24 protein-coding genes and 1 pseudogene are annotated in these 26,264 nt (G+C 73.0%); 12 read left to right on the forward strand and 13 right to left on the reverse strand.

Annotated features, from left to right (window positions below):
* Positions 1–54 precede the first annotated feature (54 nt).
* Positions 55–1,539 carry a sugar transferase gene (locus AB0C04_RS11565; RefSeq protein ID WP_357051856.1) on the forward strand — a complete coding sequence of 495 codons (1,485 nt, stop codon included), beginning with the start codon at positions 55–57 and terminating at the stop codon, positions 1,537–1,539.
* A gap of 12 nt (positions 1,540–1,551) precedes the next feature.
* Here AB0C04_RS11565 and AB0C04_RS11570 read toward each other — a convergent pair whose 3' ends face one another.
* Positions 1,552–2,682 (reverse strand): PP2C family protein-serine/threonine phosphatase, encoded by a 1,131-nt coding sequence (locus tag AB0C04_RS11570; RefSeq protein WP_357051858.1) that lies wholly within the window; start codon positions 2,680–2,682, stop codon positions 1,552–1,554.
* A gap of 90 nt (positions 2,683–2,772) precedes the next feature.
* Between AB0C04_RS11570 and AB0C04_RS11575 the strand changes: the two genes are divergently transcribed.
* Positions 2,773–3,315, forward strand: coding sequence for a MarR family transcriptional regulator (locus AB0C04_RS11575; RefSeq protein WP_357051861.1), 543 nt, complete (start codon positions 2,773–2,775; stop codon positions 3,313–3,315).
* Here AB0C04_RS11575 and AB0C04_RS11580 read toward each other — a convergent pair whose 3' ends face one another.
* Together AB0C04_RS11580 and AB0C04_RS11585 are read right to left on the reverse strand one after the other, a co-directional pair.
* Positions 3,316–4,992 carry a PP2C family protein-serine/threonine phosphatase gene (locus tag AB0C04_RS11580; RefSeq protein WP_357051864.1) on the reverse strand — a complete coding sequence of 559 codons (1,677 nt, stop codon included), beginning with the start codon at positions 4,990–4,992 and terminating at the stop codon, positions 3,316–3,318.
* A 150-nt stretch (positions 4,993–5,142) separates the two neighbouring features.
* On the reverse strand, positions 5,143–6,396 hold the full coding sequence (locus AB0C04_RS11585; protein WP_357051867.1) for an ROK family protein: 1,254 nt from the start codon (positions 6,394–6,396) through the stop codon (positions 5,143–5,145).
* A gap of 74 nt (positions 6,397–6,470) precedes the next feature.
* Here AB0C04_RS11585 and xylA point away from each other — a divergent pair, with 74 nt between their 5' ends.
* The 8 genes from xylA (at position 6,471) to AB0C04_RS11625 (ending at position 15,690) form a co-directional block, all read left to right on the forward strand.
* Positions 6,471–7,658 (forward strand): xylose isomerase, encoded by a 1,188-nt coding sequence (gene xylA, locus AB0C04_RS11590; RefSeq protein WP_357051869.1) that lies wholly within the window; start codon positions 6,471–6,473, stop codon positions 7,656–7,658.
* 11 nt (positions 7,659–7,669) lie between these two features.
* Complete coding sequence (xylB, locus tag AB0C04_RS11595) at positions 7,670–9,121, forward strand: xylulokinase (protein WP_357051872.1); 1,452 nt, start codon at positions 7,670–7,672, stop codon at positions 9,119–9,121.
* Positions 9,122–9,365: 244 nt separating this feature from the next.
* On the forward strand, positions 9,366–9,794 hold the full coding sequence (locus AB0C04_RS11600; protein WP_357051875.1) for a hypothetical protein: 429 nt from the start codon (positions 9,366–9,368) through the stop codon (positions 9,792–9,794).
* 66 nt (positions 9,795–9,860) lie between these two features.
* Positions 9,861–10,739, forward strand: a complete 879-nt coding sequence (locus AB0C04_RS11605; protein WP_357051878.1) for a hypothetical protein — start codon at positions 9,861–9,863, stop codon at positions 10,737–10,739.
* On the forward strand, positions 10,736–12,301 hold the full coding sequence (locus AB0C04_RS11610; protein WP_357051881.1) for a peptidoglycan-binding domain-containing protein: 1,566 nt from the start codon (positions 10,736–10,738) through the stop codon (positions 12,299–12,301). Before AB0C04_RS11605 ends, AB0C04_RS11610 begins: the two co-directional genes overlap by 4 nt.
* Positions 12,298–12,981, forward strand: coding sequence for an ABC transporter ATP-binding protein (locus tag AB0C04_RS11615; RefSeq protein WP_350871920.1), 684 nt, complete (start codon positions 12,298–12,300; stop codon positions 12,979–12,981). The genes AB0C04_RS11610 and AB0C04_RS11615 overlap by 4 nt, the downstream gene beginning before the upstream one ends.
* Entirely contained in the window at positions 12,974–14,167 is a 1,194-nt protein-coding gene (locus AB0C04_RS11620; protein WP_357051884.1) for an ABC transporter permease, read from the forward strand. The genes AB0C04_RS11615 and AB0C04_RS11620 overlap by 8 nt, the downstream gene beginning before the upstream one ends.
* A gap of 92 nt (positions 14,168–14,259) precedes the next feature.
* Entirely contained in the window at positions 14,260–15,690 is a 1,431-nt protein-coding gene (locus tag AB0C04_RS11625; RefSeq protein ID WP_357051887.1) for an MFS transporter, read from the forward strand.
* 40 nt (positions 15,691–15,730) lie between these two features.
* Here the strand turns inward: AB0C04_RS11625 and AB0C04_RS11630 are convergent, their stop codons facing one another.
* From AB0C04_RS11630 to AB0C04_RS11650, 5 genes are all read right to left on the reverse strand, one after another.
* Positions 15,731–17,404 (reverse strand): glycoside hydrolase family 13 protein, encoded by a 1,674-nt coding sequence (locus AB0C04_RS11630; protein WP_357052262.1) that lies wholly within the window; start codon positions 17,402–17,404, stop codon positions 15,731–15,733.
* A 65-nt stretch (positions 17,405–17,469) separates the two neighbouring features.
* The gene (locus tag AB0C04_RS11635; RefSeq protein ID WP_357051890.1) at positions 17,470–18,540 is read right to left on the reverse strand and encodes a LacI family DNA-binding transcriptional regulator; all 1,071 of its coding nucleotides are present in this window, start codon (positions 18,538–18,540) and stop codon (positions 17,470–17,472) included.
* Between the two features lie 60 nt (positions 18,541–18,600).
* Positions 18,601–19,566 (reverse strand): carbohydrate ABC transporter permease, encoded by a 966-nt coding sequence (locus AB0C04_RS11640; protein ID WP_357051893.1) that lies wholly within the window; start codon positions 19,564–19,566, stop codon positions 18,601–18,603.
* A gap of 1 nt (position 19,567) precedes the next feature.
* Complete coding sequence (locus AB0C04_RS11645) at positions 19,568–20,614, reverse strand: sugar ABC transporter permease (RefSeq protein WP_357051896.1); 1,047 nt, start codon at positions 20,612–20,614, stop codon at positions 19,568–19,570.
* A 66-nt stretch (positions 20,615–20,680) separates the two neighbouring features.
* Positions 20,681–22,024 (reverse strand): ABC transporter substrate-binding protein, encoded by a 1,344-nt coding sequence (locus AB0C04_RS11650; protein ID WP_350871930.1) that lies wholly within the window; start codon positions 22,022–22,024, stop codon positions 20,681–20,683.
* Between the two features lie 248 nt (positions 22,025–22,272).
* Here AB0C04_RS11650 and AB0C04_RS11655 point away from each other — a divergent pair, with 248 nt between their 5' ends.
* Complete coding sequence (locus AB0C04_RS11655; RefSeq protein ID WP_357051899.1) at positions 22,273–23,049, forward strand: peptidoglycan DD-metalloendopeptidase family protein; 777 nt, start codon at positions 22,273–22,275, stop codon at positions 23,047–23,049.
* A gap of 54 nt (positions 23,050–23,103) precedes the next feature.
* Here AB0C04_RS11655 and AB0C04_RS11660 read toward each other — a convergent pair.
* The 5 genes and pseudogenes from AB0C04_RS11660 to AB0C04_RS11680 form a co-directional block, all read right to left on the reverse strand.
* A pseudogene (locus tag AB0C04_RS11660) lies at positions 23,104–23,349 on the reverse strand (TspO/MBR family protein); the annotation flags it as partial.
* Between the two features lie 116 nt (positions 23,350–23,465).
* Entirely contained in the window at positions 23,466–23,612 is a 147-nt protein-coding gene (locus AB0C04_RS11665; RefSeq protein WP_357051902.1) for a GPGG-motif small membrane protein, read from the reverse strand.
* A 5-nt stretch (positions 23,613–23,617) separates the two neighbouring features.
* Positions 23,618–24,379, reverse strand: coding sequence for a metallophosphoesterase (locus tag AB0C04_RS11670; protein WP_357051905.1), 762 nt, complete (start codon positions 24,377–24,379; stop codon positions 23,618–23,620).
* Positions 24,380–24,388: 9 nt separating this feature from the next.
* Positions 24,389–24,664 (reverse strand): hypothetical protein, encoded by a 276-nt coding sequence (locus AB0C04_RS11675; protein ID WP_350871940.1) that lies wholly within the window; start codon positions 24,662–24,664, stop codon positions 24,389–24,391.
* Positions 24,661–25,302, reverse strand: coding sequence for a nucleotidyltransferase (locus AB0C04_RS11680; RefSeq protein ID WP_357051908.1), 642 nt, complete (start codon positions 25,300–25,302; stop codon positions 24,661–24,663). Before AB0C04_RS11680 ends, AB0C04_RS11675 begins: the two co-directional genes overlap by 4 nt.
* Positions 25,303–25,415: 113 nt before the next feature.
* On the opposite strand from AB0C04_RS11680, the gene AB0C04_RS11685 reads away from it, so the two are divergent.
* Positions 25,416–26,201 (forward strand): dTMP kinase, encoded by a 786-nt coding sequence (locus tag AB0C04_RS11685; RefSeq protein ID WP_357051911.1) that lies wholly within the window; start codon positions 25,416–25,418, stop codon positions 26,199–26,201.
* Positions 26,202–26,264: the final 63 nt, after the last annotated feature.

Here is a 26,264-nt window from a genome sequence, read left to right on the forward strand (position 1 = left end):
CCACATCGGGTCCGATCGTCGACCTGGGCCGTCCTGAGCGAAGTGGGAGGGCTGGTGACCTCGGCTACGCTGTTGACCCCCGCCAGGACGCCGTCGAAGCTGGACGGCATCCCGTCCGGCCTCGTGGCGCGCGCCGACGAGCGGGCCTACGTCCGAGTCCTCGTTGTGCTGGACACCACCGTCCTGACCGTCGCGCTGCTGGTGGGCTACCTGGCCCGCTTCGGCAACGAGGAACCGGGCGGGTCGAAGATCCCGTACGTGCTGGTCGCCCCGGGGCTGGTGCTCGCCTGGCTGGTCTCGCTCAAGGCGCTCGGCTGCTACGACGACCGGGTGATCGGTTACGGCGCCGACGAGTACCGCCGGGTCAGCACGGCGAGCCTGCGCCTCGCCGGCGGCATCGCCATCTTCGGCTACATCGCCGACGTGGGCGTCTCCCGGGGTTTCCTGGGCATCTCCTTCGCGCTCGGCACGATCGGCCTCGAGGTGGCCCGGTTCGCCGCGCGTAAGCGGCTGCACCGGGCCCGGTCCAAGGGCAGCGGCTGGTCGCGCAAGGTGCTGGTGGTCGGCGACACCGCACACGTGCTGGAGCTGGTGCACACCCTGCGCCGCGAGCCGTACGCCGGCTACCACGTGGTCGGGGCGTGCATCCCGGACGCGCTGCTGGCGCCGGTGGCGCAGCGGCTGGGCGACGTGCCGGTGGTCGGGTCGTTCCGGGGCATCCCGGAGGCGGCCACCGCGATCGGGGCGGACACCGTCGCGGTCACCGCGTCCGGCGAGCTGACCGGCACCCGGCTGCGCCGGCTCGGCTGGCAGCTCGAGGGGACCGGCATCGACCTGGTGGTGGCGCCCGCGCTGACCGACGTCGCGGGGCCCCGGATCCACACCCGGCCGGTCGCCGGGCTGCCGCTGATCCACGTCGAGGCCCCCGAGTTCCGGGGCGTCCGCAAGCTCGTCAAGGGGTTCGTCGACCGCGCCGCCGCCACGGTGGCGCTGACGCTGCTGCTGCCGCTGCTCGGGGCCGTCGCGTTGGCCATCCGGCTGGACAGCCGGGGGCCGGTGATCTTCCGCCAGACCCGGGTCGGCCAGGGTGGGCGCGAGTTCGGCGTCTGGAAGTTCCGCACCATGGTGGTCAACGCGGACGAGCTCCTGGCCGAGCTGGTCGCCCGCAACGAGACCGACGGCCTGATGTTCAAGATGCGCGACGACCCGCGGGTCACCCGGGTCGGCCGGCTGCTGCGCAAGTGGTCGCTGGACGAGCTGCCGCAGCTGGTCAACGTCCTGCTCGGCCAGATGAGTCTGGTCGGTCCCCGCCCGCCGCTGCCGTCCGAGGTGGCCCGCTATGACGGCGACGTGGCCCGGCGGCTGCTGGTGAAGCCGGGCATGACCGGGCTCTGGCAGGTCAGCGGCCGGTCCGACCTCAGCTGGGAGGACGGCATCCGGCTCGACCTCTACTACGTGGAGAACTGGTCTCTCGCCGCCGACCTCACCATCCTCTGGAAGACCTTCGGCGCGGTGCTCAACAGTCGCGGCGCCTACTGAGCTGGACGCGGGTCAGGGCTGCGGGCCGGTCCAGTCCAGGCAGACCACCACGGCGTCGTCGACCAGGTCGCCGGCGACGAACGCGCGCAGGTCGCCGAGGAGCGAGCGGACGGCGTCCAGCGGCTCCATCGGCCCGGTTCGGCGCAGGAACCGGTCCAGTGCCGTCTCGCCGTACCGCTTGTGGTGCCCGGTCGCGTCGACGACCCCGTCGCTGACCACGAAGAGCCGATCCCCGCGGCGCAGGGTGAACCGCTGCTCCCGGTAGTCGGTCGCCTCGAACATGCCGAGCGGGAACTGCGCCTCCAGCGGCTGCTCGGTGACCTCGCCGTCGCGCAGCCGGATCAGCCGGGGGGAGCCGGCGTCGACGACGGTCATCTCCCCGCCGGCCAGGTCCAGCTCCATCAGCAGGACGGAGAGGTACTGGCTGCCCCGGTGCAGGTCGTAGATCGCCTGGTCGGCGAGGGCGGCCTGGTCGGCCAGGGAGAGCCCGCCCCGACGGGCGTTGCGCAGGGCGCTGGTGACCAGCGCGGTGAGCATCGACGCGGCCACCCCCTCGCCCATCCCGTTGATGGTGGAGAGCCACAGCCGATCCCCGTCGTCGGACCAGTCGAAGCTGTCGCCGCGCACCGCGTACGCGGGCTCCAGCTGCCCGGCCAGGCTGAACGCGGGCCGGCTCCGGCTGCGCCCGGGGAGCAACTCCCACTGCATCTCGGCGGCGAGGGTCAGCCGTTGGCTGCGCCGGGCCGCCCGGTAGACGTCGGTGCCGGCCGAGACGGCGGTGATCTCGTGGGCGAGCGCGGTGGCGATCTCGGCCAGCTCACCGAGCACGGTCGGCCCCTCCGGCACCGGCGACAGCCGGAGGACGCCGCGACGCTCGCCGCGCATGCTCACCGGGAAGTAGCCGACGCCGTCGCTGAGCACCGGCTCCTGGTGGTCGAAGCAGCGCCACGCCGGATGGCCGGGACCGCTGACCGGCTCGCCCTCGCCGAGCGGCATCAGCACCGCGAGCCGGTAGTCGACCTGGAGCAGCTCGCACTCGGTGATCCGGTACGACCGGGCGACGACCTCGCCGATCCGCTGCACGAGCAGATCGGCGGGCGAGTCAGTTAGGGCACCTCGTGCCCGGTTGACCGGTTCGCTCATGCCCGCTCCTTGATCGCAAGCTCAACCACACCATCTTCGGAGTAGTCTCGGGCCACCATGGCCGAACTGCATGGTCCTCCGGACCCCGAAATGAGTATGGCCGCCGCGTTGGACGTGGCGGCGGGTGCCCTGCTGACCGTGTGGGAGGCGGCGCGGGAGCGGACGACCAGCCGGGTCTCCGGCGCCCAGTTGCGGGCGGTGATGGTGGTCGAGCAGCACGACGGGATCAACCTCCGCCGGCTCGCCAGCCGCCTCGACATGCTGCTCAGCTCGGCCAGCCGGCTCTGCGACCGGCTGGTGGCCGCGGGGATGCTGGAACGCGAGCCCGGCCGGCTCGACCGCCGGGAGATCTCGCTGCACCTCACCCCGGAGGCTCGCCGGCTCCTCGCCGAACTGCGTGACGACCGGCGGGAGCAGCTGGCCCGGATCATCGACGGGATGACGCCGGAGGGTCGGACGGCGCTGCTGCACGGGATGCGGGAGTTCGACGAGACGGCCCGCCAGCAGGAGGCGCGGTCCGCGCCGGCGGAACCGGTGCCGGTCCGGCCGGAGCGGCTCGACGGCCGGGGTCACTCGCTCCCGGCGCCCCGCGAGTGGCCGGCGGACGAGCCGCCGGTGGCCCGCACGGCCTGATCAGGCCGGCTCGCCCGGGCTCACGGCGAGTATCGCCACGTCGTCGTCGCCCTGCCCGGCCTGCCACTCGTCCACCGAGCGGAGCAGCCGGTCGACCAGCGCGGCCGGGGACAGCCCGGCCGCGGCGGCGAGCATGGCCCGCAGCCGCGCCTCCCCGAGCGGCTCCCCGCCGTCGGGTCCGCCACGCGCCCCGGTGACCCCGTCGGTGTAGGTCAGCAGCAGCTCACCCGGGGCGAGCCGCACCTGCGTCGCGTCGAACCGGGCGGTGGGCAGCGCGCCGACCGGCATTCCGCCGACGGCGACCGGGGTCACCGTCCCGTCGGCGTGCCGCAGCAGTGGCGCCGGGTGCCCGCCGCCGGCCACCCGGACGTGCAGGCCCCCCGCGGGTAGCCGGTCCAGGGTGCCGAGCAGCAGGCTGGTGAACTGGCTGCGTCGGGCGGCGTCGGGCGCGTCCAGCAGCGCCCGGTTGAGCAGCCCGATCAGCTCCAGCGGCCGCTGTTCGACCAGACGCAGGGTCTGCAACGACTGGCGTACCCGGCCGGTGAGCAGGGCCGCCCCGACGCCCTTGCCGCTGACGTCGCCGATGGCGAACATCGCCCCCTGCCCGGTGGGGAAGACGTCGTAGAAACCGCCGCCGATGCGCAGGCTGTCGCCGGCGGCGCGGTAGCCACCAGCGAGGGTGAGCCCCGCGAGGGCCGGTAGCTCCGGCGGGAGCAGGCTGTTGTGCAGTACCCGGGCCAGGTGTGCCTGCGCGCTGTAGAGCTCGGCGGTGGACAGGGCGGCTCCGGCCCGGGCCGCGAACTCGCGGCTCAGCTCGACGTGGCGCCGGTCGAAGCCCGGCCGGCCGGGCCGGCGGAGCAGCAGCAGGGCGCCGGCGGACCCCGCGGGCCCGGGCATCGGGCTGACCAGCACCGTGCCGAGGGTGTCGAAGTCGGCGGGCAGCAGCGGGGCCAGCGCGGCGCGCGCGGCCGCCGGCCACCCATCCGGTTCGACGGGCTCACCGGCCAGCGCCTCGGCGACTCCCGGGAGCGCGCCGGTCAGCTCCGGCGGGGCCACACCGGCGACCGGGGCCGGCTCACCGTCGGCGTACCGGTGCCAGTGCGGGCGGGCATCGCCCGGCGGGGGCGGATGGTGCAGCGCCACGGCGGCGTCGGCCAGGTAGGGGATGGCGAGTGTGACGGCGGTCCGCAGTACCTGATCCCGGTCCAGGGAGAGCCCGAGCCGGCTGCCGGCCTGGGCGAGGAACGCGGTGCGGGACCGCTCGGCCGACAGGGCCTCGTCGCGCGCGTGCTCCTCGGTGACGTCCTGGACGTACCAGGCGTACCGGCCACCCGCCAGCTCGCGCCGGGCGCCGCGCAACCGGCGGCCACGGTGTTCGGTGTCGAACTCAGCGGTGCGGTCGCGAACCGCCCGGGCCAGGTCGGGCACCGGGCACCCGGCCAGCGCGTCACCCGGCACGATCTCCGGGAGCAGTTCGGCCGCCATCGCGTTGACCAGGGTGACCACGCCCGCGCCGTCGGTGGTGAGCACCGCCTCGGCCAACCCGTCCAGCAGCTCCCGGGCCAGCCCCGGGTCGGCCGGCGGCGCGGCACGCGGGGCTCGCGGGGCCGGTGGGCGGGCCCTCCCGGCACCGTCGCCGACCGGACCGGTGACGCCGTCCTGGCGGGTCGCGGTCACCGCGGGTCGCCGGGCGCCCCGGTCTGTCGACCTGTCCGCATGCTGGTCCTGCACTCCTCGGCTGGGGATCGTTGCCTGCCGGCAAGCGTACCGACGACGCGCCCGAACGCGCACGCGTGCGGCCCGTCCGCCCGGCTGATCGACCGCAGGTCAACGAGGGGTGGGTGAGCCGACCCGGGCCAGCCAGCCGGCGGGCCGCGCGATGATCCGGCGGACCACCGAACCGGCGGCGCCCAGCACGGCGGCGTCCGCACCGAGCGTCGCCGGCCGGACGGTGACCGGCGACCAGGCCGCGGTCAGCACCCGGCGGGAGATCTCGGCGAGCACCGGTGACCGCAGCCACGGGGTGAGCGGGGCGTAACCGCCGCCGAGGACCACGGTGTCCAGGTCGAGCAGGTTCACCACGCTGGCGACCGCGACGCCGAGCGCGACGCCCGCCTCGTCCAGCGCGCGCAGTGCGTGCTCGGCACCGGCGCCGGCCAGCTCGGCGAGCCGGGTCGCGGCGGTGTCCGCCGGCAGGTCGGCCCCGGCCAGGCCGGCGGCGGCCAGGATGGCTTCCTGACCGGCGTACTGCTCCAGGCAGCCCCGCCCGCCGCATCGGCAGGGCCGCCCCTCGGGACGGATCGGGATGTGCCCGATCTCGCCGCTCCAGCCCCGGGCGCCCCGGAACAGGGCGCCGTCGAGCACGATCCCGGCGCCGATGCCGACCTCACCGGAGATGTGCAGGAAGCTGGCGGGCCCGGCGGGGCCGGCGTGCAGCTCGCCGAGCGCGGCCAGATTGGCTTCGTTGTCGACCACCAGCGGCGGTACGCCGTCGACCTGCTCGGTCAACGGCGGGTGCCCGGCGAGCACGGCCGGTACGGGCACGTCCCGCCAGCCCAGGTTCGGCGCCAGCCGCACCATGCCCGCGTCGTCGACCAGGCCGGGCACGGCGAGCGCCGCGCCGGCCAGGGTGAGGCCCTGCGCCGCGACGTCGGCGCGCGCCTGCCCGGCCAGCTCGACCAGCCGGGCGAGCGCGTCGGCGGGGGAGACCGGACGCAGGTCGGCGCGGTGCACGGTGTGGTGCCGGAGCTGGCCGGCCAGGTCCACCACGCAGACGGCGAGATAGTCGACGTTGACCTCCAGGCCGAGCCCGGCCGGGCCGTCGCCGGCCAGCACCAGGCCCCGGGCGGGGCGACCGGCCCCGGCGCGGGGGGCCGGTTCGGCCTCGGTGACCAGCCGACCGGTGATCAGGTCCTCGACCACCGCGGAGACGGTGGCCCGGGTGAGGCCGGTCTCGGCGGCCAGGTCGGCCCGGGACGGCGGGCGTTCGGCGGCCGCGATCCGGCCGAGCACCACGGCGAGGTTCAGCTCGCGCAGGCTGCCCTGACGGACCGCGCCGGCCGGGGCGGAGGTAGGCGTCACCCCTTGACACTGCCACAGGTCAAGCAAATAATTCAATCGCTGAACAAATAGTTGACCGCACCCCGGAGGCTGCCATGGCACCCCGTCCCACCCCCGCCGACAAGTTCTCCTTCGGGCTCTGGACCGTGGGCTGGCAGGCGCGCGATCCGTTCGGTGACGCCACCCGCCCGGAGCTGGACCCGGTCGAGGCGGTGCACCGGCTCGCCGAGCTCGGCGCGTACGGCATCACCTTCCACGACGACGACCTGATCCCGTTCGGCGTCGACGCCGCCACCCGCGACCAGCACATCGCCCGGTTCCGCAAGGCCCTCGACGAGACCGGCCTGGTGGTGCCGATGGTCACCACCAACCTCTTCACCCACCCGGTCTTCAAGGACGGCGGCTTCACCAGCAACGACCGCGAGGTTCGCCGCTACGCGCTGCGCAAGGTGCTGCGCAACGTCGACCTGGCCGCCGAGCTCGGTGCCAAGACCTTCGTGATGTGGGGCGGCCGGGAGGGCTCCGAGTACGACGTGGCCAAGGATGTGCGCGCCGCGCTGGAGCGCTACCGCGAGTCCGTCGACCTGCTCACCCAGTACGTCATCGACCGCGGCTACGACCTGCGCTTCGCGCTCGAGCCCAAGCCGAACGAGCCGCGCGGCGACATCCTGCTGCCCACCGTCGGGCACGCGCTGGCCTTCATCTCCACCCTGGCGCACCCCGAGCTGGTCGGCCTCAACCCGGAGGTCGGCCACGAGCAGATGGCCGGGCTGAACTACGCCCACGGCATCGCCCAGGCGCTCTGGCAGGGCAAGCTGTTCCACCTCGACCTCAACGGCCAGCGCGGCATCAAGTACGACCAGGACCTGGTCTTCGGCCACGGCGACCTGATGAACGCGTTCGCCCTGGTCGACCTGCTGGAGAACGGCGGCCCGGCGGGCGGGCCGGCGTACGACGGGCCGCGGCACTTCGACTACAAGCCGTCCCGGACCGAGGACATCGCGGGCGTGTGGGCGTCGGCCGAGGCGAACATGGCGACCTACCTGCTGCTCAAGGAGCGGGCCGCGGCGTTCCGCGCCGACCCGGAGGTGGTCGAGGCGCTCGCCGCCAGCAAGGTCGGCGAGCTGGCCGTGCCGACGCTCGGCGACGGTGAGAGCTACACCGAGCTGCTGGCCGACCGGTCCGCCTTCGAGGAGTTCGACGTGGACGCGGTCGCGGCCCGGGGCTTCGGCTTCGTCCGGCTCAACCAGCTCGCCGTCGAGCACCTGCTCGGCGCGCGCTGAGGCGGGTCACCATGCCGCTCGTCGCGGGGGTGGACTCGTCCACCCAGTCCAGCAAGGTGGTGATCCGGGACGCGGAGACCGGCGCCCTGGTCCGCGAGGGCCGGGCGCCGCACCCGGACGGCACCGAGGTTGATCCGGCAGCCTGGTGGACGGCCCTGCGGTCGGCGGTCGACGCCGCCGGCGGCCTGGCCGACGTGGCGGCCGTCTCGGTCGGCGGTCAGCAGCACGGCATGGTCGCGCTGGACCAGGACGGCGCGGTGGTCCGGCCCGCCCTGCTCTGGAACGACACCCGCTCCGCCGGTGCCGCCGCCGACCTGATCGAGGAGGCCGGCGGCGGCGAGGCGGGGCGGCGGTTCTGGGCCGAGGCGGTGGGCAGCGTGCCGGTGGCCAGCTTCACCGCCACCAAGCTGCGCTGGCTGGCCCGGCACGAGCCGGAGAACGCCGACCGGGTGGCCGCGGTCTGCCTGCCGCACGACTGGCTCACCTGGCGGCTGGCCGGGGCGGTCGACCTGGCCGGGCTCCGCACCGACCGAGGTGACGCCAGCGGCACCGGCTACTGGTCGCCGACGACCGGGGAATACCGGTTCGACCTGCTGGAGCAGGCCTTCGGCCGCCGTCTCCAGGTGCCGACCGTGCTCGGCCCGGCCGACCCGGCCGGGGAGCTGCACGTCGGCGCCCTGGCCGCCGACGGCGTGCCGGGCGGCTCCACCGGTGGTGGCGCGCTGCTCGGCCCGGGCACCGGCGACAACGCCGCCGCCGCGCTCGGCGTCGGCGCCGGCCCCGGTGACGTGGTGATCTCGATCGGCACCTCCGGGACGGTGTTCAGCGTCGCCGAGGGCCCGTCCGCCGACCCGACCGGCACGGTGGCCGGCTTCGCCGACGCCACCGGCCGGTTCCTGCCGCTGGTCGCCACGCTCAACGCGGCCCGGGTGCTCAACGCCGCCGCGTCGATGCTCGGGGTGAGCCTGGACGAGTTGGCCGAGCTGGCCCTCTCCGCGCCGGCCGGCGCGGAAGGGCTGGTGATGGTCCCCTACCTGGAGGGCGAGCGGACCCCGAACCGGCCGTCGGCCACCGGCGCGGTGCACGGGCTGACCCTGCGGACGTCCACCCCGGCGCATCTCGCCCGGGCGGCCGTCGAGGGCATGCTCTGCGCGCTCGCCGACGGGCTGGACGCCGTGATCGCACAGGGCGTGGCGGTCCGCCGGGTGATCCTGGTCGGTGGCGGGGCGCGGTCGGCCGCGGTGCGCCGGATCGCCCCGCAGGTCTTCGGCTGCCCCGTGGTGGTCCCACCGCCCGGCGAGTACGTCGCCGACGGGGCGGCTCGCCAGGCCGCCTGGGTCGCCCTGGGCGGCGCGGCGGCGCCGCAGTGGAGCCCGGCCGGCACCGAGAAGTACGACGCCGAGCCCGTACCCGCCGTCCGGGCCCGGTACGCCGAGGCCCGGGATCACGTGATCGACCGCTGAAGCGTCTCGTTATCGATCTGCAACGATAACTTTTGGTCATGAGCCCCCGGTCGGGACGACCGGGGGCTCTTCCGTAGGCGCAGCTCGCCGTCCGGATCGGCGGGCGGGATCAGGCGGTCGAACATCGAGGAGGGTGACTGCGCGCGACGCTGCCCGCCGTCCCACCATGATGGACGATCGGACGGGGCAGCGCGCTGCGCGTCCGGCTGACTACCGTTCGGTCACCCCAACGGGAGGAGTCGATGTGAAGCGTGTACCGGGAAGCAAACTGCGGGCATCCGTCGCGGCGCTCGCGCTGACGGCCGGCGGGATCGTCGCCGTCCAAGCCATCGCCGCGCCCGCCCAGGCCGGCTGCTACGAGAGCAACTACGGCTCGCCGGTGCAGGTCTACGTCGGCGGAGTCAAGCGCGGTGTGGAGCAACTGCGCTCGCCGGAGACCTGCAACCGCAACGGCGTCTACTACGGCAAGATCAGCGACACCTACACCGACGGCTCCTGCCTGGCCGTCCGCTACTACGACCCTGCCTACGTCGGGACGCAGGGCACCAGCTGCGACTCGGCTGGCTACAACTACACCTTCTGGGACCAGAACGGCAACGTCTGGGCCGACTTCCGCGGTCAGCTCACCGCCACCGGGGCGCTGAGCACCAACTACTACAACGGCGCCTACTGACCGGACGGTTGTGGGCCGGTTCGCCGCGCGGACCGGCCCACAACCAGCGAGTTGACAGGATGTGACATGAGAACGTCCAGGCTCGCCTGCGTGGGCCTCGTGGTCGCCCTCGCCGCCGGCTGCTCCTCCGCCGGGCCGGCGTCCGATACCGCGCCGGCGAAACCGGTGGAGAAGGTGATGGCCGAGGCGCTCGACCGGGGCGACGACAACCGGGACGAGACGCTCGCCTACTGGGACCAGGTGAACAGCGCGCTGGTCGGGTGCATGAAGGCGGAGGGCTACGACTACCAGCCCTTCATCGACCAGTGGGCGGTCGACCGCCGGATCGCTCTGGGGCTCACCCGCGAGCAGTTCGTGCGGCAGTACGGGTACGGGCTGACCACGCTGATCGACTACCTGCCGCCCGGCACCCGGCGGGTCGACCCGAACCGTAAGGCGCTGGCCGGGATGACCGGGGAGCAGGTCGGCGGCTGGCGTGGTCGGCTGGAGCGCTGCCGCAAGGAGACGGACGGACGGTTCGGGCCGGCGCCGAACGTCGCCAACCTCCGGCTCAGCCCCGAGCAGTCGGCGCGCAGTGACCGGATCTACGGCGCGGTCGACGCCGATGCCCGGGTCGTCCGGGCCGCCGAGGTGCGGCGCACCTGCCTGGAGGAGAAGGGCTTCGACAGTGGGGACGCCCGGTCGCTGCGGCTGTCGAAGGCGGCCGAGAAGTTCCGCGACGGCTTCGAGCGGGCCGTCGCCGAGGCCGAGGAGGCCGGACGGGACAGCGCGGCGCTGCGCCTCGCGGACGTCTTCACCGCCACGGAACTCGCCGAGCTCAAGCGGCTGCAGGAGCGGGAGATCGCCGAGGCGCGGCAGACCGAGCCCTGCCAGTGGCCGTACGACGACCTCTACAAGCAGGTCTACCGGGAGTACCTGGACAAGGCACTGGCCGGTGAGCTGTGACCGGAGCGGCTCGGCACCCGGTCCTGGCCCGGCTGGCGGCGCTGGGTCGCTCCGCGTCCGCGCGGCGCCCCGGTGCGCTCTCGACGCTGGTCGCGGTGGCGGTGCTGGCGGCGGCGGTCGGCTGGTGGGCGGGCCGAGCCATCCAGTCCCCGATGGAGGCCGCCCAGCACGCCGCGCCGCCTGAGGCGGGCGCGATCACGGTGCCGGTGGAGCGTCGGGTGATCGCCACCTCGGTCGTGGTCCGTGGCGCACTCGGGTTCGCCGAGCCGCAGGCGCTGACCGTGGACGCCGACCTCGGCGACGGCCGGCTCGGCAAGCTCGTGGTCACCGGCCGGGTGCCGAAGCCGGGCAGCAGCCTCGACGAGGGCGACGTGGCGCTCCAGATATCCGGCCGGCCGGTGATCCTGCTGGACGGGGCCATCCCGATGTACCGCACGTTGGCGCCCGGCAGTACCGGCCCGGACGTCCGCCAGCTGGAGCGGGCCCTGGCCCGGCTCGGCCACTTCACCGGGCTTCCGGACGACAGGTACGACGCCCGGACCTCGGCCGCTGTGGAACGGCTCTACCGGGCCGCCGGATACGAACCGGTCGGGCCGTCCGCGGAGCAGGAGCAGCAGGTGGCCGCGGCACGCGAACGGATCGCCGCGGCCGACGGCGCCCTTGACACCGCCCGGGCGGCGCTGCGCAGCGCCGAGCAGGGGCCACCGGCGTCGGAGCTCACCGTGGCCCGGGCCCGGGTGCGCAGCGCCGAGGCCGACGTCGAGGCCGCGATGCGGACGCGGGACGCGGCGATCGCCGACGGCGCCCCGGCGGCCACCATCGGTCGGCTCACGGCTGACGTGGAAGCGGCTCGGGTGGAGCTGGAGCTGGCCCGGGCCGACCTGGCCGAGCTGACCGGCTCCGCCGACGTGTCCGCCGCGCAGGCCGCGGTGACCGCCGCCGTCCGGCGCCAGGCCGAGGCGCGCAGCGCGCTGAGCCGGCTCCAGGCCGCCGTGGGGGTTCGCCTTCCCCGCGGCGAGGTGGCCTTCGTTCCGGCGCTGCCCCGGCGGGTGGACAAGGTGGAGACGGCCCTGGGGCGCGAGGCGAGCGGCACGGTGATGAGCCTGACGGCGGCGGCGCTGGAGGTGGTCAGCGGCATCTCGGGGGAGGAGCGAGGGCTGCTCAAGGTGGGGCAGCGCGCGCAGCTCGACGAGGGCGAGGGGGTCGCCACCTTCGCCGGGGAGGTGTCCCACGTCGCGGACAAGCCGGGCACGGGCGACACCCCCGACGGGCAGTACGAGCTGCGGATCAGGCCGGTCGGCGCCGTTCCGGCGGAGCTGCACGGCCGGGACGTGCGGATCCGGATCCCCATCTCCAGCACCGACGGCACGGTGCTCGCCGTGCCGCTGGCCGCCCTGATCACCGACGCCTCCGGCGCGGCCCGGGTACGGGTCTCCGACGCATCGGGCGGACGCGACGTGCCGGTGACCGTGGGCCTCTCCTCGGGTGGGTTCGCCGAGGTGCGGGCCACGGGCGGGGCGCTCGCCGAGGGTGACCTGGTCGTCGTCGGCGAGCGGTCGTGACACCCCTGGTCGAGCTGCGTGGCGTCAGCCGGGTCTTTCCCGCCGTCCGGCCGGTGACCGCGTTACGCCCCACGGACCTGACGATCCGGGCCGGCGAGTGGGTTGCCATCACCGGCCGCTCCGGCTCGGGCAAGTCGACGCTGTTGCAGATCCTCGGTCTGCTCGACCGTCCGACGTCGGGGTCGTACCGGCTCGACGGAGAGGACGTGTCGGGCCTCTCCGACCGGGCGCGCACCCGGCTGCGCTCCTCCCGCATCGGTTTCGTGTTCCAGAGCTTCCACCTGATGGCCCACCGGTCGGCGCTGGAGAACGTCACGGTCGCCCTGCTCTATCACGGCTGCCCTCGGCGGCAGCGGGTCGCGCGGGCGGCCGAGGCGCTGGACCGCGTCGGGCTCGCCGACCGGGCCGGCGCCATGCCGACGACGATGTCCGGCGGCGAACGGCAGCGGGTGGCAGTGGCCCGCGCGCTCTCCATCCACCCCCAGCTCCTCCTCGCCGACGAGCCGACCGGAAACCTCGACTCGGCGACGGCGGAGGAGGTGCTGTCGCTCTTTGTCCGGCTCAACGACGAGGGGCAGACGGTGCTCATGGTCACCCATGACGGGCAGGTCGCGGCGCGGGCCCGGCGCCGCGTGGAGATCACCGACGGGACCGTTCGCGAGGTGACGGTCGATGCGTGACCTCATCGGGGAGGCGTTGGCCGGCATACGGGCCCGGGTGCACCGCACGCTGCTGACCGCGCTGGGCGTGGTGGTGGGCATCGCCGCCCTGGTGGCGACCCTCGGTCTGGCCACCACCGCCGGTGCCCGCATCGTGTCGCACTTCGACGAGCTCGCCGCCACCTCGGTGACTGTGCTGCCGGCCAACGACGGCGGTCCGGAGCGAGCGCAGAGCGCCATCCCGTGGGACGCCCCGCAGCGTGTCGAGCGGCTGAACGGGGTGGTGGCGGCCGGGACGATGAGCACTCTGGATCTGCCCGGCACACCCGTCCGGGCGACCGCGGTGGTGGACCCGCTCGCCAGCGACGTCACCCAGCCGCCGCTGGTGGCGGCCTCGCCGGAACTCCTCGACGCGGTACGCGGGTCGCTGCTCGCCGGTCGCTGGTACGACCAGGGGCACAGTGACCGTCGGGACGGGGTCGTGGTGCTCGGCGGCCGGCTGGCGGCTCGGCTGCACCTGGCCGACGTGAGCCAGTCGCCCGCCGTCTTCGTCGGGGACCGCGCGTTCACCGTGATCGGTGTGCTGGGCACCGTGGAACGCGTACCCAGCCTGCTCGACGCGGTGATCCTGCCCGACGGCACGGCCCGTACCCGGTTCGGGCTGGCCGCCCCGCTCTCCGTAGTGGTGGAGACCGATGTCGGGGCGGCGGCGCTGGTCGCCGGCCAGGCCCCGCTCGCGCTGGCACCGCAGCAGCCGGATGCCCTGGTGGCGCAGCGCCCGCCGGAGCCGGAGGCCACCCGGGCGAAGGTCGCTGCCGACACCCAGGCGCTGTTCCTGGCGCTCGCGGCGGTCACGCTGGCCATCGGCGCGGTCGGCATCGCCAACACCATGCTGGTCTCGGTGCTGCAGCGGGTCGGGGAGATCGGGCTGCGGCGGAGTCTGGGTGCCACCCGTGGCTCCATCGCACTGCTGTTCATGCTCGAATCGGCGCTGGTCGGGCTCTTCGGTGGCGTCCTGGGCGCGGCGCTGGGCGTCCTCGCCGTGGTCGGGGTCGGCTACCTGCGGCAGTGGACGCCCGTCATGGAGCCGTGGCTGACCCCGGGCGGCGCGCTGCTGGGCGCCGTCGTGGGGCTGCTGGCGGGGATCTATCCCGCCTGGCGGGCGTCCCGGATCGAGCCGGTCGCCGCGCTGCGGGCGGACGGCTGATCCCCATGGCTCACCCGGACGCCGCGCCGCTGGCCGTCCGCGGAATGCCACCCGGGTAGGACATCGGCGTCCGGTTCTGGTTGGCTGCCGGTATGACCTTGACCCGGGGTGGGTTGGCGCGGGCCGGGGGCGGCAGCCGGGCGCACCGGCTGTACAGCGTGGTGGTGTTCGTGCTGCTCGCCTCGCTGGACAACGTGGCGATCGGGCTGGTCCCGCCGCTGTACGGGTCGATCGCCGACGCGTTCACCGTGCCGGAGCGGCTGCTCGGGCTGGTCACCGCGGTGAGTTTCCTGGTCAGCGCGGTGGCCGCGGTGGGCTGGGCGTACGTCGGCGACCGGGGCCACCGCAAGCCGCTGCTGATGGTCGGCACGCTGATCTGGGCGGCCGGGACCGGTGGCAGCGCGCTGGCCGGCAGCTACCTGACCTTCCTCGCCACGCAACTGATCGCGGCGATCGGCCTCGGCGCCGTCGGCTCGGTCGGCTTCTCGGTGGTCACCGACCTGATCTCGCCCCGCCGCCGCGGGCTGGTGATGAGCTTCTGGGGACTCTCCCAGGGGGTCGGCACCCTGGCCGGGACCCTGGTCGGCGGCCTGCTCGGCAGCACCGACTGGCGCCGGCCGTTCTGGGTGCTGACCGTGGTCGGCCTGGCCGCCACGCTGGCGTACCTGTTCACCTACGACATCCGGCGCGGGCAGAGCGAGCCGGAGCTGGCCGGCGCGCTCGCCGGCGGCGCCGACTACGACTACCGGATCCGCCGGGCCGATCTGCGTCGGATCCTGGACCGGCGGACCAACGTCTGGCTCATCCTCCAGGGGCTGACCGCGCAGGCCGCCTTCGGCTCGCTGGTCTGGCTGCCGGTGCTCTTCACCCAGCGAGCCGAGGACCAGGGCTACTCGGAGCCGACCGCGGTGGTGGTGGGCAGTGTCTTTGCCACCCTGTTCCAGCTCGGTGGGGTGTTCTCCATCGTGGGCGGGCTGGTCGGCGACAGCGTCCAGCGGCGTACGCCGCGCGGGCGGGGTCTGGTCGCGGCGGTCGGCATCCTCGTCGCGGTGCCGTTCTACCTGGTGCTCTTCTTCGTGCCGTTCCGCATCGACGTGCCCGACGGCGGGAGCACCGGGGCGGTGGTCGGTGCGGTGCTGTCCAGCGTCTTCACCGAGCCGACGGTCGGGCTCAGTCTGCTGACCGCGCTCGTCGCGCTGGCCCTCACCTCGGCCAACTCGCCGAACTGGTTCGCGCTGATCGCCGACGTGAACCCGCCCGAGCACCGGGGGACCGTCTACAGCCTCGGCAACCTGGTCAACGGTGTCGGTCGGGCAGCCGGCAACGGCCTGGTCACGGTGGCCTTCAACGGGCTGCGGGCGGCGTTCCCGCCACCGCTGAACTACGCCGTCGGGCTGGCCGCGTTCCAGCTCTTCTTCATCCCCACCGGCATCATGTACTGGCTGGCCTCGCGCACCTCGCCACGGGACATCACCGACGTGCACGACCTGCTGCACAGCCGCGCGGAGCGCCTGGAGGAGTGACGGGGCCCCGGGGAAGTCTCCCCGGGGCCCCGGTCGGGCGTCAGCCGCGGAACCAGACCGTCACGTCGGTGGGGACCGCGCCGTCGTCGGTCAGCGGGGCGCTGCTGTGCAGCAGCTCCGCGCCGGCCGGCAGCGGCACCGGCGCCGGGCCGAAGTTGGTCAGCACGGTCAGCCCGCCGTTGTCGAAGATGAGCACCTCATCGCCGGACTCCCGCCAGCGCAGCGTGCCCCGGCCCAGCTCGTGCTCGCGGCGCAGCCGCAGCGCGGTCCGGTACATCTCGTAGGTCGACCCCGGCGTCTCCCGCTGGCGGTCCAGGGCGTACTCGGCCCAGAGCGCCGGCTGCGGCAGCCAGCTCGCGTCGGTCGGCCCGAAGCCGTACGACGGCGCGTCGGCCTCCCACGGGATCGGCACCCGGCAGCCGTCCCGGCCGCGGTGGGTGTGCCCGCTGCGGAACCAGGTCGGGTCCTGGCGAGCCTCGTCCGGCATCGTGGTGTGCTCGGGCAGACCCAGCTCCTCACCCTGGTAGAGGTAGGCCGAGCCGGGCAGGCCCAGCATCAGCAGGGTGGCCGCCCGGGCCCGGCGCAGGCCGAGCGCCGCGTCCGGCTGCGGGTCGCCGATGCCGATGCCGTTCGGCCGGGGCGTGCCGACCGGCAGGCCGAGCCGGGACGCGTGCCGCACCACGTCGTGGTTGGAGAGCACCCAGGTGGTCGGGGCGCCGACCGCGTCGGTCGCCTCCAGCGAGCGGGTGATCACCGCGTACTGGGCCGGAGCGGACCAGGCGGCGAGCAGGTACTCGAAGTTGAACGCCTGGTGCATCTCGTCCGGGCGCACGTAGCGGGCCAGCCGCTCGGCCGGCTCCACCCAGGCCTCAGCGACCAGCACCCGCTCGCCGGGGTAGCTCTCCAGCACCCGGCGCCACTCCCGGTAGATCTCGTGCACGCCGTCCTGGTCCCACATCGGCGGGCGGGGCCGGTCGCCCTCGTTGCCGGAGAGGATCTCCTGCGGCTCCTGCCAGTCGGCCAGGTCGGCCTGCTTGATCAGGCCGTGCGCGACGTCCACCCGGAAGCCGTCCACGCCTCGGTCGAGCCAGAACCGGAGGATGTCCAGGAACTCCGCGCGCACCTCGGGGTTGTCCCAGTTCAGGTCCGGCTGGCCGGTGTCGAAGAGGTGCAGGTACCACTGGCCCGGCCGGCCGTCCGGGTCGACGGCGCGGGTCCAGGCCGGCCCGCCGAACACGCTCTGCCAGTCGTTCGGCGGCTGCTCGCCGTCCGGGCCGTTTCCGTCCCGGAAGATGTACCGGGCCCGCGCCGGGCTGCCCGGCTCGGCGGCGAGCGCCTCGCTGAACCAGCGGTGCGCGGACGAGGTGTGGTTGGGGACCAGGTCGACGATCACCCGCAGACCGCGCGAGTGGGCCTCGCCGATCAGCTTGTCCGCGTCCGGCAGCTGACCGAAGAGCGGGTCGACGTCCCGGTAGTCGGCAACGTCGTAGCCGGCGTCGGCCTGCGGCGACGGATAGAACGGCGAGAGCCAGACCGCGTCGATGCCCAACTCGACCAGGTGGTCGAGGCGGGCGGTGATGCCCGGCAGATCCCCGATCCCGTCCCCGTTCGAGTCGGCGAACGATCGTGGGTAGATCTGGTAGATGACCGCCTCGGTCCACCAGCCGGTGATCGGGTCACCGGTCGGACTCTGCTGCGTCAGGTTGGTGTTCAGGGTCTTCTCCCGAGTGTCGTGCGTGGGTGCGGGTGGATTCCCGGCGGCGGTGACGGGCAATCCGTTCAGTTTGCCCGGGGTGGTGCGGTCGATTCGCGCACGACCAGCCGAGTGGGCAGGATCACCGGCGGTGTCGGCGCGTCCGGCCTGCGCCCGCCGGTCGGCCCGGGTGTCCGGCCGGGGACCGGGTCGACCATGGGGCCGCCGAGCGGGTCGAGCAGCAGCCGGGCGGCCAGCCGGCCCTGCTCCGCCGCCGGCTGGGCGATGGTGCTCAGTCCGAGCACCCCGGCCAGGTCGTGGTCGTCGATGCCGATCACGCTGACGTCCTGCGGTACCCGCAGTCCGGCGTCGCGTAGCGCGGTCATCGCGCCCATCGCCATCTCGTCGCAGGCCGCCACGATCGCCGTCGGCGGTTCGCCCCGGGCCAGCAGCTCCGCGGCGGCCCGGTTGCCGCCGTCGATGGTGAACTGGGACTCGATGTCCAGGCTCGGGTCCGGCCGGATGCCGGCCGCCCGCAGCTCCGCCTGGTAGCCGCGGCGCCGGTCCAGGTGGGTGGTGTAGGCCAGCTCGTCGTCCGGGTCGCCGGAGATGTGCGCGATCCGCCGGTGCCCGAGGTCGAGCAGGTGCCGGGTGGCGGTCCGCGCGGCGGCCACGTCGTCGATCCGGACGCACGGCCAGCCCGGTACGACGGTGCCCGAACTGATCGTCACTCCGGGCACGTCCAGCGCGGCGAGGGCGGTCAGGTCGGCGGCCCGCAGCGGGGTGGCCACCAGGATGATGGCGTCCACCCGCTTGTGCAGGTTCGCCGTGCGCAGCACCCGCTGCCGGATCTGCTCCCGCCCGCCGAGATTGTGCAGCAGCAGGTCGTAGCCGGACTGGTGGAGGAAGTCCTCGACCGCCTCGACGACCGTGCTGAAGAACCACCGGGTGATCCGGGGGACCACCACGGCGACCGTGCCGGTCCGGCCGCCGGCGAGCCGCGACGCGCTCGGCGAGACGGCGTAGTCCAACTGCTCGGCGGCGGCGAGCACCCGGTGCCGGGTCGCCGCCGAGACCGTCGGGAGGCCGCGCAGCGCCCGCGAGACGGTGGCCGTGGAGACCCCGGCCAACCGGGCGACATCATCAATCCTGGTCACGGTTCCCCCGCTCCGCGTCCGCGCCCGCCGCCGCCCATTGCTGAACGGCGGCGGCGCGGGTCAGCCCTTGACGCTGCCGGCGAGCAGACCTCGCACGAAGAAGCGCTGCAGGGACAGGAACACGATCAGCGGTACGACGATCGAGACGAACGCGCCGGCGGTCAGCCGCTGCCACTCGTTGCCCCGGGTGCCGGCCATCTCGGCCAGCCGGACGGTGAGCGGAGCGGTCTCGTTGCCGCCGCCGGCGAAGATCAGCGCGACCAGCAGGTCGTTCCAGACCCAGAGGAACTGGAAGATGCCGAACGCGGCCAGCGCCGGGGTGATCAGCGGCAGCACGATGGTGCGGAAGATCTTCGGGTGGCTGGCACCGTCGACCCGGGCCGCCTCCATCAGGTCGCCGGGCAGCTGCGAGATGAAGTTGTGCAGCAGGAAGACGGCGAACGGGAGCGCGAAGCAGGTGTGCGCGAACCACACCTGGGCGAACTTCTGTTCGTCGACCAGGTCCCAGGCCGGCATCAGGGTGACGCCGGCGACGGTGACGCCGGTGGAGAAGAACTTCAGCAGCGGCACCAGGGCCATCTGCAGGGGCACGATCTGCAGCGCGAAGATCGCGATGTAGACCCAGTCCCGGCCGCGGAAGTTGATCCACGCCAGCGCGTACGCGGCCAGGGCCGCGAAGGCGAGCGGGAAGAGCACGGAGGGGATGGTGATCGCCAGCGAGTTGATGAAGTAGCTGGCGAGCTGCCCGGACGAGGCCGACCGCCCGAACAGGACCTCCTGGTAGTTCTCCAGGGTGAACTGCGGGTTGGTGAAGGCCGTCCACCAGCCGGTGGTCTTGATCTCGTCCTCGGGCCGCAGCGAGGAGAGGAAGAGGCCGAAGGTCGGGATGGTCCAGACCACCGCGATGACGATCGAGATGAGGGTCGCGGTGCGGCTGTTCAGCCGCTTGCGGACCCGCCCGGCGGTGGTCTTCGGTGCGTCGGTCTGCTGGGTGCCGGCGGCAATTGTGGGCGTGGCGGTGGTCATCTCAGCCCTCCCGCTGCTGACGGAGGTTGCGGATCTGGTAGATCACGACCGGGATGACCAGGATGAAGAGGAAGACCGCGAGTGCGGAGCCCTGCCCGTTCTGGCCGTACCGGAACGCCTGGTTGTACATCTCGTTGGCGATCACGCTGGTGTCGTAGTTGCCGTTGGTCGAGGTCCGGACGATGTCGAAGACCTTGAGCGTGGCGATCGAGAGGGTCACCACCACGACGATCAGCGCGGGGCGGATGCTCGGCATGGTGATCTGCCAGAACATCTGCCACGGGCTGACCCCGTCGAGGCGGGCGGCCTCCACGATGTCCGCGGGGATGGCCTTGATGGCGGCGGAGAGCACCACCATCGCGAAGCCGGCCTGGATCCAGACCATGATGACGATCAGCAGCAGCGTGTTCAGGGGTGACTCGAGCAGCCACTGCTTGGGCTCGCCGCCGAGGCTGACCACGATCTGGTTGAGCAGGCCGATCTGGTCGCCCTCGCCCCGGTAGGCGTAGACGAACTTCCAGATGATGCTCGCGCCGACGAAGGAGATGGCCATCGGCAGGAAGATCAGCGACTTGGCCACGGCCTCGAACCGGGCCTTGTCCACCAGGACGGCGTAGATCAGGCCGAACGCGGTCGCCACCAGCGGTACCAGGAGCACCCAGATCAGGGTGTTGACCAGCACCCGGACGATCGAGTCTTCGGAGAACATCCACCCGTAGTTACGCAAACCCACCCAGTTGTTGCTGCCTCCGTCCATGAAGGAGAGCAGCGTGGTGCGGATGGCCGGCACAACCAGGCCGACGGTGAGCAGCAGCAGCGTCGGCAGCAGGAAGAAGAGCGCGAAGGCGCCCTCCCGCTGCTTGCGCCTGCGGGGCAGCGGGGCTCCGCTCGCGGACGCGGCAACGAGCTGCGCCTCCCGCCGCCGGGCGAACCAGGCCGGCACCACGTCGAGTAGCAGGAGCAGACCGCCCACCACCGCGACGAAAGCGATCAGCCCGTACATCAGCATGAGGAACTTCGGCTGTTCCTCCGCGAAGTCGAACTCCATCGACCCTCCCAGGTCCGGATCCGCGGGTGGGCCGGTCCGCGTGCGCGGACCGGCCCACCGCTCAGATCACTTCCAGCTGTTCTCGATGCCCTGGAGCACCGTCGCGGTGTCCTTACCGTTGATCCACTCGACCATGCCCTTCCAGAACGTGCCCGCGCCGACCGCGGCCGGCATCAGGTCCGAGCCGTCGAAGCGGAAGACGCCGCTCTTGTCCTGCAGGATCTGGACCGAGAGCTTGTCGATCGGGCTGGCGACGTTGGCGATGTCCAGCTTGTTGTTCGCCGTGACCCAGTTGCCGAGCTTCGCGCGGCTGTTCACGTACTCGGCCGAGGCCAGGTAGGTCTGCACCGCCTGGACCTCGGGACGGTCGGCGTAGGCGACGACGAACTCGCCGGCACCCAGCACGGGCTTGCCCTTGGCCGAGTCGATGGCCGGGAAGTAGAACGCGAACGCGTCGCCGTCCTCGGCCACCTTGGTGCCGTCGGGGAACTGGTTGGCGTAGAACGACGCCTGCCGGTGCATGGCGCACTTGTTCGTGGTGATCGGCAGGCCGGCCTCACCGAAGGCGGTGGTGCCGATGCTCTTCACGCCGCCGAAGCCGCCGTTCATGTACTTCTCGCTCTTGAGGATGGTGCCGGCCTTGTCGACCGCCTCGACGACCCGCGGGTCGTTGAACGGGATGGCGTGGGTCGTCCACTGGTCGTAGACCTCGGGGCCCTGCGTGCGCAGCAGCACGTCCTCGATCCAGTCGGTGGCCGGCCAGCCGGTGGCGTCACCGGACTCGATGCCGGCGCACCACGGCTTGATGCCGCTGGCCGCGATCGTGTCGCTGAGCTTGATCATGTCGTCCCAGCTGGTCGGGACCGTCCAGCCCTTCTCCTTGAAGAGCTTCGGCGAGTACCAGACGAAGGACTTCACGTTGGCGCCGAGCGGCACGCCGTAGAGGGTGCCGTTGACGGTGCCGTACTTCAGCCAGTCGACCGGCAGGTTCTGCTCGGCCATCGCCTTGGTGTCGGCCCCGAGGGACTTCAGCTTGCCGGCGTCGGCGAACCGCTTGACCAGACCCGGCTGGGGTACGAACGCCAGGTCGGGCGCGTTGCCGCCGTCGACCCGGACGGGGAGCTGCGCCTCGAACTCGGCGTTGCCCTCATAGTCGATCTCGATGCCGGTGCAGTCGGTGAACTGCTCCCACGACCGCTCCAGCAGGTCGGCCTCCGCGTCGCGGATGGACGCGTAGATGGAGACCTTCTTGCCGTCGTTGCCGTCGTACTTCTCATATCCGGCACATTCCGCGGAGCCCGCGTTGTCGCTCTTCTTGTCGTCGCCGGTGCCGCAGGCCGTGGCGCTGAGCGCCAGCCCCAGTACGCCGGCGATCACGAAGGCCTGGCGTGGTCTGGTAAAGACCGCCATGCCGTCCTCCTTTCTAGCCGGCGCGGTCACGCTCTGACCTGCCGCCGGTCCGATGGGCGTGCCCATATGTAAGCGCTTGCATCTCCTGCGGTCCACCCCCTGCTGGACACGACCAAGTAACAATCCCGAAACCTCCGGGCCCCCCGATGGGCGCGCTCCCAGCCCAGACATCCGGCTCTTTCGATCGATGGAGATATCTGTCAGGCTAGAGCTGTCCCATCGAAGGATTTCGACATAGGAGGAGCTGGATGCGTAAGCGGTGGTTCAGCCTGATGGCGGCCAGCCTGCTGGCCGGCGTTGCCGTCCTGGTGCCCGCGGCACCGGCGATGGCCGCGCCGACCTTCAAGGTGCCGTTCCCGTGCGGCCAGACCTGGTCCGGCCAGACCCGCAGCAACCACAGCCCGGCGTACGCGGTGGACTTCAACCGGACCGACGACCTCGGTGACCCGGTGGTGGCCAGCGCGCCGGGCACCGTCGACCGGGTCACCGACCTCGGCGGCACCAGCTACGGCAAGTACGTCCGGATCTCCCACGCCGGCGGCTACCACACCTACTACGCCCACCTGAACGGCTTCAACGTCTCGGTCGGCCAGGCCGTCGGCTACGGGAAGGTGATCGGCTGGGTGGGCAGCACCGGCGGCTCGACCGGTCCGCACCTGCACTACGAGCAGCGCCTCAACGGCGGCGACATCCAGGTCCGGTTCAACGGCGCCCTCGCCCTCTACTGGGGCACGAGGAACTACACCAGCGACAACGGCTGCTCCTCGGGCGCCGGCTCGGGCACGGTCGACACCAGTGGCACCCCGCTGACCGTCCGCTCCGGGCCCGGCACCGGCTACGCCGCGGTCGACACCGTCGCCGACGGCACCCGGGTCACCATCCAGTGCCAGACCAGCGGCACCACGGTCACCGGCACCTACGGCACCAGCTCGATCTGGGACCGGATCGGCGCCGGCCGGTTCATCGCCGACGCCTACGTCTACACCGGCCACGACGGCTACATCCCGGGCGTGCCGCGCTGCTGAGAAGTCAACGGTGGGCTCGGTCGACCCGGTCGGGCCCACCGGCAGGCGGCGGCGTCAGCCGTTGAGCCGCCAGATCGCGAGGTCGAGCGCGGCGGCGAAGGTGACCCACGCCCGGTAGGGGAGCATGAGCGGGACCGCCACCCGGGAGACCCGGGCGCAGAGCGCCACCGTCGCGTCGACCGCCAGCCAGGGCAGGATGATCTCGGCGAACGCCAGCCCGTACCGGCCGGCGCCGAAGAAGAGCGGCGTCCAGGCCGCGTTGAGCACGAGCTGGACGATCCAGGCCCAGAGCGCCGGGCCCGGCCGGCCCGGACAGCAAGGCGCCGGGGTCGTCGTGCCCGGTGCTCCTGTCGGGAGGACGGAGACCGGACGCGACGACCCCGGCGGGTCCAGGTGTCACAACACGGGCGCCGGCGTCAATTGTTGAAGATGCTGACGCCAAACGGGCCGACCAGCAGCCCGACCACGATGAGGACGATGCCCCACAGAAGCTGCCGGCGGAACAGCGCCAGGATGCCGGCAACGACCAGTACGACCGCGAGAATCCAGAGAATCAGCTCCATGGCGATCAGATACCCGAGGCGCCGACGCGGGAAACCTGCTCGTGATCAAGCTGGTCGCCCAGGTGGAAGACGCTGTACGCCTGCTTGATCACCGGGTGCGCGACGTTGCGGACCCGCACCCCGCCCGGGGTGGTGCCGCGCTCCGTGCCGGCGTGCGCGTGCCCGTGCAGGGCCAGTGCGGTCGGTGCCGAGTCGATCGCCTGGCCGAGCTGGTACGAGCCGAGGAACGGGTAGATCTCCAGCGGCTCGCCGGCGAGCGTGTCCGGCACGGGGGAGTAGTGCGTCAACGCCACCAGCAGGTCGCAGTCGAGGCTGTGCAGGGCCTGGGCGAGCCGGTCAGCGCTGTCGGTGGTGGTCCGGACGAAGGACTTCATCTCCGGTTCGCCGAAGTCGCTGGCGCAGCGCCCGGCGAAACCACCGCCGAAGCCCTTCACCCCGGCGACGCCGAGCCGGCCGCCCGCACACTCGAGCACCACACCGGTCCCCTCCAGCACGGTGATGCCTGCGTCCTCCAACACCTTGACCACCTGCGGCACCTGGTCGCACTGGTGGTCGTGGTTGCCGAGCACGGTGATCACCGGCACCCCCAGCCCGCCGAACTCCTGGGCCACGCAGCGCGCCTCGGACTCGGTGCCGTGCCGGGTCAGGTCACCGGCGAGCAGCAGCGCGTCGGCGCAGTCGGGCAACTCCTCCAGGGCCGGCCGGAACCGGCCGACCACATCCTCGTCCAGATGCACATCGCCGACGGCAGCGATCCGGATCACCATGAACCTCCCTCAGGGCAGTTGCTCGATCTCCGTCGGCGCCTGGGCGCGGATCACCCCGATGTCGCTGGTGATCGGCACGTCCGGAAAGCGCTCGGAGACCCGGCGCAGGATCTCCTCGCGGCGGTGCGGGCTCTCCACCTCGCCGTAGAGCACCAGCCCGGTCTCCCGCCGGACCACGGTGATCCCCTGCTCGGCGACGGACGGATCCTCGGCCAGCAACCGGTGGATCTCCGCCTCGATGTACTCGTCGGGTGGTCCGACGCCGATGTCGCGGTGCTGGGTCACGATGTCCCCTTCTCTGCCGGGGTGCCGGAGTCCGGCACCACCTCCAGCCGGTCCAACAGCACCAGGAACGCCTCGGCGTACGGTGAGTGCTGCGTCTCCTTACGTACCCGTTCCCAGTCGATCTGCTCCCGCAGCGAGCGGGCCAGCGGCAGGCCACGGGCGAAGTCGCAGTAGTGCTGGGAGAAGCTGAGCAGCTTGTGCACCATCAGCTGGGTCGCGGAGAGCACCGGCATGTGGATCGCGTCGACCGGGCGGACCACGGTGTCGGCGAACGTCTCCTCGGTCACCGGGGTCTCGATCGGCCGGTGGATCAGGTCCACCATCCGCCCGTCGTCGTAGACCTTGACCAGCCAGTCCTCCGGCGGGCGCTCGGCGATGAAGCCCGCCTCCACCAGCGCCTCCAGGGCCTGCTCGACGTCGGCCTCACGGATGAGGAAGTCGACGTCGTGCTCGCTGGAGTGGCCGCCATGGGCGTAGACCGCGAAGCTCCCGCCGAGCGCGAACGGGATCTCGGACTGCTTGAGCACGGCGGCGACCTTCTTGAGGGTGTGCACGAGAGTCTCGTCCCCGCGCTCGGCCATCTGGGTCTCCCGTCGTCGTGAAACAGGCGGTTGGATTCCAACTCCCGTACCCGGCATTCCGGTCGGCCACACCTGTGCCGGTCGCGGGTGGGCGCGAACCGGGAGTAACGGGTTCATAACACCATGCCCGGAAGCGGCGGTCGGATAGCCTGTGCAAGGTGGTCAGATCAATGCGGACGCGACGCGGCCGAGCCCGGTTGCGCACCGTCGCTCTGATCGGCATCGACGGCTCGGGCAAGACCACCCAGGCGCACCGCCTCGCCGACGCGCTCACCGCCGCCGGCCGACCGGCCACCTACCATCGCAATGCCGGCGGCCGACGCTGGCTGGGTCGGCTCGCCCATCGACTGGGCCGGCCGGACGCCCAGCGGCTGGTCGGGCGGGACGGGCTGCTCGCGGTCGAGTCCGTGCTGCGCTGGATCGCCATCGCCGTCGCCCTGCTCAGCTGCCTGGTCACTGGCCGGACCGCGGTGATGGACCGCTACGCCGCCTGCCAGTACGCCAGCATCCGGGCCCACGGCGGGCACCGCTGGGAGCGGCTGGCCCGGGTCGGCTACCGGGTGTTCCCGCCGCCGCAGGTGACCTTCCTGCTCGCCGTCGACCCGACGGAGGCGTACCAGCGGATCGAGCGGCGCGGCACCGACCACGAGACGATGGGCTGGCTCACCGCCGCCGACACCGCCTACCGGGCGCTGCCGGAGTATCCGACCTTCGTGCTGGTCGACGCCGGCCGGCCGGCGGAGGAGGTCTCCCGGCAGATCCAGCGCCACCTGGCCGGGTGGCTGCCGTCGGGCGACCCGGAGCAGTGGACCGACAGCACCGGCCCGCCGCCCGACCTGGCGCCGGCGCCCGACCTGGCCCCGGCACCCGATCTGGCTCCGCCGCCACGGGCCACCGAGTCGGGCCGCCCCACGCCCGGGGTCGCCACGCCCTTCGCGGCCCAGGCCAGCCCGTAGCCCGCCCGTCGCGCGCTCGGCCCTGCCCGACGGCCCGGCCCCGCGCCGACCGGCCGCCGTCAG

It is taken from the genome of Micromonospora sp. NPDC048909, from assembly GCF_040649635.1.
Lineage (GTDB): Bacteria > Actinomycetota > Actinomycetes > Mycobacteriales > Micromonosporaceae > Micromonospora.